The organism is Kitasatospora sp. NPDC007106, from assembly GCF_040634455.1.
Taxonomy (GTDB): domain Bacteria; phylum Actinomycetota; class Actinomycetes; order Streptomycetales; family Streptomycetaceae; genus Kitasatospora; species Kitasatospora arboriphila.
The window spans coordinates 1-2304 of record NZ_JBEYFP010000887.1 but is presented as its reverse complement, the minus strand read 5'-3'; the positions used below and the strand labels follow the sequence as shown (position 1 = coordinate 2304).

Here is a 2304-nt window from a genome sequence, read left to right as displayed (position 1 = left end):
CCGGGCGGGGCCCCGTCGGGGTGCCCGCCCGGGGCGGCGGGCGTAGCGTCGCTGGTATGGGCGTTGTCCGGTTGATGCTGTGGCCTGCGCGGTCCTCCCGGCCACCGGGCGTTCCGGGCCTGCGGGGAGCCCCCCGTGCCGGCCGTCGCTGACCGGGGTCCGGCGGGCTGGGACAGGCGGATCGACGGCGCGCTGACCGGTGTCGTGGAGCTGTGCGGAGCCTCGTCCGGGTGCCTGTACCTGCTGCCGGAGGGCGAGGAGGTGCTGCACCTCACGGTGGTGCGGGGCCTGCCGGCCGAGTTCGTCGCACCGTGGACCCGGGTCGCGGTGACGGCACCCGTTCCGGTCGCCGACGCGGTGCGGCGCCGGGCGCTGGTGTGGTCGGGCAGCCAGCAGGACTTCGCCCGGGAGTACCCGCGGTCCGCGGTGACCATGCCGTACCACTTCGCGCTGGCCGCGGCGCCGGTCGAGGCGGACGGCGTCTGCGTGGGCGCGCTGCTGCTGCTGTGGCCGAGTGCCCACCCCCAGTACCTGCGCGATGCGGAGCGGGCGGTGGTCACCGCGGGCTGCGCGCAGCTGGGCGAGCTGCTGGCGGAGGCCGCCCCCGCGGTGCCGTCCCGGCCGCGGGTGCTGCCGCTGCGGCTGGCCGCGGCGAAGCTGCCGGAGACCGCCGCCCGGGCCTTCGCCGAGCGCCTCCCGGGCGGCAGCTGCGCGATGGACCTGAACGGCCGGATCGTCTTCCTCACCGACACGGCCTGCGCACTGCTCGGCGCCGGCCCGGAGAAGCTGCTCGGCGCGCTGCCCTGGCAGGCGCTGCCGTGGCTCGACGACCCGGCGTACGAGGACCGCTACCGGGCGGCCATCATCAGCCGGGAGCCGGCCGCGTTCACCGCGATGCGCCCGCCGGACCGCTGGCTGGCCTTCCGGCTGTACCCGTCCGGCGACGGCATCAGCGTACGGATCACCCCGGCCGCCGACGGGCCGGAGCCGGTGCCGCCGTCCCGTCCGGTGCCGGTCTCCCGGGCCGGGCAGATCTACCAGATCATGCACCTGGCCGCGGCCCTCACCGAGGCGGTCTCGGTGGACGACGTGGTGGCGCTGGTCGCCGAGCAGGTGCTGCCCGCCTTCGGCGCGGACGGGCTGGCGCTGCTCACCGCCGAGCACGGCCGGCTGCTGGTGACCGGCTACCGGGGCTACAGCGCGGACGCGATGGCCCGCTTCGAGGACATCCCGCTGAAGGTCCGGGACACCCCGACGCTGCGGGCGCTCACCACCGGGATCCCCGGCTTCTACGGCAGCTCGGCGGAGCTGGCGGAGGCCTACCCGGACGTCCCGCAGGTGACCGGGAAGCAGGCCTGGGCGGTGCTGCCGCTGATCACCTCCGGCCGTCCGGTCGGCTGCCTGCTGCTGGCCTACGACCGGCCGCACCCCTTCGCCGCGGACGAGCGGACGGTGCTGACCTCACTGGCCGGCCTGATCGCCCAGGCGCTGGACCGGGCCCACCTGTACGACACCAAGAACCAGCTGGCGCACGACCTGCAGCAGGCGCTGCTCCCCCACACCCTGCCCGCCGTGCACGGCCTGAAGGTCGCGGCGCACTACCTGCCGACCACCCGCGGCATGGACGTCGGCGGGGACTTCTACGACCTGATCCGGCTGGGCCCGAAGGCCGCCGCCGCTGTGATCGGGGACGTCCAGGGGCACAGCTTCCCGGCGGCGGCGCTGATGGGCCAGGTCCGCACGGCCGTGCACGCCGCCGCGGGCGCATCGCCGGAGGAGGTGCTGGTGCGCACCAACCGGCTGCTCTGCGACCTCGACCCGGGCCTCTTCACCACCTGCCTCTACGCGCACCTCGACCTCGCCGCGGGCCGGGCGTACCTGGTGAGCGCCGGCCATCCGCCGCCGGTGCTGCGGCCGCCCGGCGGTCCGGCCCGGGTGCTGGACATCCCGCCGGGCCCGCCGATGGGCATCGACCCGGACGCGATCTACCCGATCACCGAGACGGCGTTCGAGCCGGGCGCACTGCTGCTGCTCTACACCGACGGCCTGGTGGAGGCGCCCGGCACCGACCTGGGCCGGGCGATCGCCGCGCTCGCCGGGCAGCTGGACCAGTCGCTCTCCGGCGACCTGGACGTGACCGTCCGTGAACTGGTCGCCCGGGCCAGGCGGGCGGGCCGCCGGTGGGACGACATCGCCACCCTGCTGCTCCAGGCCGGGCCCGCCTGAGGGCTGCCGCGACCCGCAGGTGCGACCCGGGGTGACACCCGGAACGAAGGAGGACGGTCGTGGCCCACGTGCGCACGG

The 2304-nt window shown here is 76.2% G+C and carries 1 protein-coding gene; it reads left to right on the top strand.

The window, feature by feature from the left end; genetic code table 11:
• The first annotated feature begins 135 nt into the window (after positions 1–135).
• Positions 136–2226, top strand: a complete 2091-nt coding sequence (locus ABZ641_RS33660; RefSeq protein WP_359988071.1) for a SpoIIE family protein phosphatase — start codon at positions 136–138, stop codon at positions 2224–2226.
• The last annotated feature ends 78 nt before the right edge of the window (positions 2227–2304 follow it).